Source organism: Massilia sp. UYP11 (assembly GCF_050434805.1).
Taxonomy (GTDB): domain Bacteria; phylum Pseudomonadota; class Gammaproteobacteria; order Burkholderiales; family Burkholderiaceae_D; genus Telluria.
Window position 1 is genome coordinate 1 of record NZ_JBNDJE010000048.1, and the last position, 4,171, is coordinate 4,171.

Genomic DNA, 4,171 nt, shown 5'->3' on the forward strand with positions numbered 1-4,171 from the left:
CAACATGGCGCTCGGCGGTATCACGCCAAAACAGAAATTGGCACTCGCCGCTTAACCTCTACTTTTAGCGTGCTCTAAAAATGGGGGGATTACCACTGCAGCCCATACGCTTAGTGGGATCCGATTTGCGATCCAGACATCGATGCGGCTCCAGCGGCCGACTGACTCATGTTTCGGCACTCTTGTGCGCAACGGCGGCATGCGGCAGCGCAATCCTGGCAATGCTGCGCCTGGTGCTGCGCGCACTCGTCCCCACAAGCTTCGCAAATGTCGGCACACAGCTGGCACACTTGAATTGCGTGCTCGGTCGAGCGGCTCATGAGCTGCGCAGCAAGACGGCAGATCGCAGCGCACTCGTTGTCCAGTTCGATGCAGCGAGCCATCATCTTTGGATCCGGTTCCTGAAGGCAGGCCGCAGCGCATGTGTCACAGGCTTGAGCGCATTCGTAGCAAGCCTGAATGCACGATTGGAACTGATTTTGGATCATGATCTTCTCCTTAAGCGTTCATTGAAAGGTTGCCTCTTCCATTAATCCCGCACGCTTTTCAGCGTGTCTCATACGAATTCGCTTCTTTATTTACTCAATCCAGAACTAGAACCAGAACCGGATGCCGGCAACAGCCTGCACCTCGCTTTGGCCCCGCCCACGAATGCGCGTGAAGTCGGCGGTTTCGCCGAATTGCCGACTCCATGTCACCCCGATGTAAGGTGCAAACTGGCGTGTGACTTCATAACGCAGCCGCAGGCCCGCGCTGATGTCGGACAGGCCGCTGCCTATCTCACGTTCCGGATCGCTACGGCTGTAAAGGTTCGCTTCCACCTCGGGCTCAAGGATCAGTCGGGAAGTGAATAGAACCTCGTACTTGACACTCAGGCGTGCTGCCAAGCCGCTGCCAGGACGCCAGTACGCTGTCGCCTCGGTCTCGAACCAGTAGGGAGCCAGGCCCTGCACGCCAAAGGCTAACCAGTTACGGCTTTTGCCTTCGCCGCTATCGTGCCGGACACCTACTTGCGTGCTCCAGAATGTTGCAAACGCCCGGTCCCATAAGAGCTCAGTGCGCGCCGACTCAAGTGCCTCGCCACGGCGCTCGCCTTCCGCCTTCACCCAGGCCTTGTCGTAGTCGTTGCCATACCAGGCCTCGAACTCCACATTCTGGCCTTGCTCACCGTCGCCTTTCGCCGCCTCGGCCTTGTCGAACAGGACTTTCCAGAATGGCGCGTTGTCGTTCATCTCATGATTACCGAGGTGCGCGAACTTCGTGCCCTCGTTATACGCGTTCGGGTCGCGCGCGTCGGCCGGCGGTGGACCGCCTTGCATGCGCCCCATCTGCATGTCCTGTCCGCCGGCGGCGGGCGAAACTATGGCTTGGGCGGCATGATCCATCCCAGCATGGGCGTTACTGGCGGACGCTCCGGGGGGCGGTGCATGGCCCATCGCCGAGTGATCCATATTCTGCGCTTGAGGCGCGTTGCGTTGCCCCTGCACTGTCGGACTTGCTTGCGCTGGCATCGCGTGTCCTGCGTGCCCTGAAGCCGGGCTCTGCTCTCTTACCGGCTGCCCAACGTTTCCTGGTTCCGGAGCCGTAGGCGTGCCTGAGCGATTGGCTGGAGCTGTCGTATGATGGCCAGTATGTTCAGATCCTTGTCCTTGTTGCTGATTCTGCTGTTCCGCCCGTGATGTCTTTGCTTCCGTTGGGACAGAATGAGCTGCTTGTCCAGAACTTTGTCTGGCATCTGGTTTTGCAGGCACTGCTGGTTGCAGAACAGGCTTAGCTGGAGAGCTCGGCGGTGTCACGTGACCCATGGCCGCATGATCCATTGTCGAGTGAGTGTCCCCCGTCAATGATTGCACCGAGGGGACCTGCTGGACGGACGCAGTCGCTTGCGCGGCAGCATTCTGCGAAAAAAGCGAGGCGATCACCAAGGCATAAGGAATCGGCTTCCTCAGTTGATTCTTCATGACACTACTACCTCCCTGAACATTCCGGCTTCCATGTGATAAAGCAGATGACAGTGAAAAGCCCAGTGGCCCGGCGCATCTGCGGTCACCCGGAAGCTGACGCGTTGCGCGGGCTGAACGTTAATGGTGTGCTTGCGCACCTGGAATTGTCCGGTTGCAGATTCAAGCTCGCTCCACATCCCGTGCAGGTGGATCGGGTGATTCATCATCGTGTCGTTGACAAGCACAACGCGCAACCGCTCGCCATACCTGAAATGAATTGGCAGGGACTCCGAAAATTTCTGGCCATCGAACGACCACATGAAGCGCTCCATGTTCCCTGTCAGGTGCAGTTCAATCTCCCGCGTGGGCTCCCGAGGATCAACTGGTCCTCCAACCGTACGCAAGTCTGCATAGGTCAGTACCCGCCTGCCGTTATCCCGCAGGTTCACGCCAGGGTCGTCCAGATTCGTCCTGGGCATGTCAACACGCATGTCAACGCCCGGGCCATACTCAGTTCGCGCATGACGTACCTTCGGCGCTTGAGCTGGCTTGGACGTCGATGCTGTCGTCGACTGGCCATGGCCTGCATGCGAGTCAGCCGCTGTCGGCGCATCCTGTGCATGGTTTTGGTGCGTCGCTATGGCCTCACGACTTGCCGTACTGGATGAGGACGAGTTTTGCATTGCTCCATGGCCGCCGTGGCCGCCATTTGCGCCCGACATGGCCATTGCTCCCATCATGTCAACCATAGTGAGCCAGTGTGCCTCGTCAATTTCCGGAACAGGTGCCTGCATCCCTTGGCGGGGTGCGAGGGTTGCGCGTACCGATCCGGAGCGGCCGATGGACTGAGCGAAGATTGTGTAAGCCTGCTCTTCAGTCGGCTCGACGATGACATCGTAGGTTTCAGCTACCGAAACACGAATCTCGTCGACCGTCACCGGCTCCACATCCTGCCCGTCGGCGGTAACGACGGTCATTTTCAAACCTGGAATGCGCAGATCGAAGATAGTCGTTGCCGAACCATTGATGATCCGAAGTCGAACCTTCTCGCCAGGGCTGAATATTCCAGTCCAGTTGCTCTCTGAGGTCGAGCCGTTGATCAGGTACCTTAGTGCGCTACTGATGTTCCGGCTAGCCGTGACATCGCTGAAGTCAGTCGGCATCATGCGCATCTGATTCCACATCTTGCGCTTTTCAACCGCGCCCGAAACACCCATGCGCTGGGCATCTTGCATAAACTCACCGAACGTCGGCTGTTTGTTATTGAAGAAGTCGCTCATCTTTTTAAGATTAGCGAGTACGCGCTCAGGCTTTTCGTCGGTCCAGTCCGACAGCATGACTACGTAATCACGGTCGGCCGAAACTAGCTCACCGTTTTTTGGGAGCACAACGATCGGACCGTACAATCCTGTCTGCTCCTGGAAGGCTGAGTGGCTGTGATACCAGTATGTGCCTGCTTGCTGCACTTTGAACCGGTAGGTGAAGGTCTGACCTGGCGCAATGCCTGAAAAGCTTATTCCCGGAACGCCGTCCATTTCCTCCGGAAGCAAGATTCCATGCCAATGGATGGAGCTAACGGTCTGCAGTTGGTTGGTGACCCGGATGGTCACGGTATCGCCCTCGTTCCAACACAAAATCGGGGCAGGAACCTGGCCATTTACCGCGGTAGCGATCCGCGCGGCGCCCGTAAAGTTGACGGGCATGGGAGCGATCACTAGGTCAAAGTCGGTCCCGCGCAGAGTCCCCCGGTCGCTAGGCTGCGCAAAGAGTGAACGGGGATTCAAGCTTGCAAGACCGATCGCTGCACCGGCACCCTGCAGGAAGCGGCGGCGCCAGTTGCTATTGCAGCTAGCGTCGATATCGAACGAATTCATCTGGTTCTCCGATTAATCGATAGATCATTTGACGACCCAGAATGCGGAATGCAACGCATCGGGCTTCGTCAAAAATTTTTGGCTATGGGTGCGCAAAGTAGGCCAGCCAATACTGCCACTAATGAAGTAGCAAGTACGGCGTGATTCGGCATCAGCTTGATGGAACAGATTGTCCAACGGCCAGCGCTGCCCTGGCATGCTTGAATCGAGGAACAGGCACGCCGCGGACCAGCCTACTATGATGCGAGGGAATGAGAGGATTGAATCGCCACGAGTTTCCTAGACACTCGCGAGCCGCTTGAAATACTGCTTTTCATACTCGACCGGCGACAAGTCATTGCTGGAGCTGTGCCG

At 57.5% G+C, this 4,171-nt stretch carries 4 protein-coding genes; 1 reads left to right on the forward strand and 3 read right to left on the reverse strand.

Annotated features, from left to right (window positions below; all coding sequences use genetic code 11):
• Positions 1-110: 110 nt before the first annotated feature.
• Positions 111-320, reverse strand: coding sequence for a four-helix bundle copper-binding protein (locus ABIB38_RS24015; RefSeq protein ID WP_307189495.1), 210 nt, complete (start codon positions 318-320; stop codon positions 111-113).
• On the opposite strand from ABIB38_RS24015, the gene ABIB38_RS24020 reads away from it, so the two are divergent.
• The gene (locus ABIB38_RS24020) at positions 222-533 is read left to right on the forward strand and encodes a hypothetical protein (RefSeq protein WP_307189510.1); all 312 of its coding nucleotides are present in this window, start codon (positions 222-224) and stop codon (positions 531-533) included. The two genes, ABIB38_RS24015 and ABIB38_RS24020, sit on opposite strands and share 99 nt — an antisense overlap.
• Before the next feature lie 60 nt (positions 534-593).
• On the opposite strand, the gene ABIB38_RS24025 is transcribed toward ABIB38_RS24020, so the two are convergent.
• Complete coding sequence (locus ABIB38_RS24025; protein WP_005670897.1) at positions 594-1,328, reverse strand: copper resistance protein B; 735 nt, start codon at positions 1,326-1,328, stop codon at positions 594-596.
• 629 nt (positions 1,329-1,957) lie between these two features.
• The gene (locus ABIB38_RS24030) at positions 1,958-3,817 is read right to left on the reverse strand and encodes a copper resistance system multicopper oxidase (RefSeq protein ID WP_109343472.1); all 1,860 of its coding nucleotides are present in this window, start codon (positions 3,815-3,817) and stop codon (positions 1,958-1,960) included.
• Positions 3,818-4,171: the final 354 nt, after the last annotated feature.

What these genes read in the sequence shown, in the direction of transcription:
- ABIB38_RS24015 (WP_307189495.1), bottom strand. Translation starts at nt 320, where the DNA reads ATGAGCCGCTCGACCGAGCACGCAATTCAAGTGTGCCAGCTGTGTGCC.
- ABIB38_RS24025 (WP_005670897.1), bottom strand. Translation starts at nt 1,328, where the DNA reads ATGGGGCGCATGCAAGGCGGTCCACCGCCGGCCGACGCGCGCGACCCG.
- ABIB38_RS24030 (WP_109343472.1), bottom strand. Translation starts at nt 3,817, where the DNA reads ATGAATTCGTTCGATATCGACGCTAGCTGCAATAGCAACTGGCGCCGC.
- ABIB38_RS24020 (WP_307189510.1), top strand. Translation starts at nt 222, where the DNA reads ATGCTGCGCCTGGTGCTGCGCGCACTCGTCCCCACAAGCTTCGCAAAT.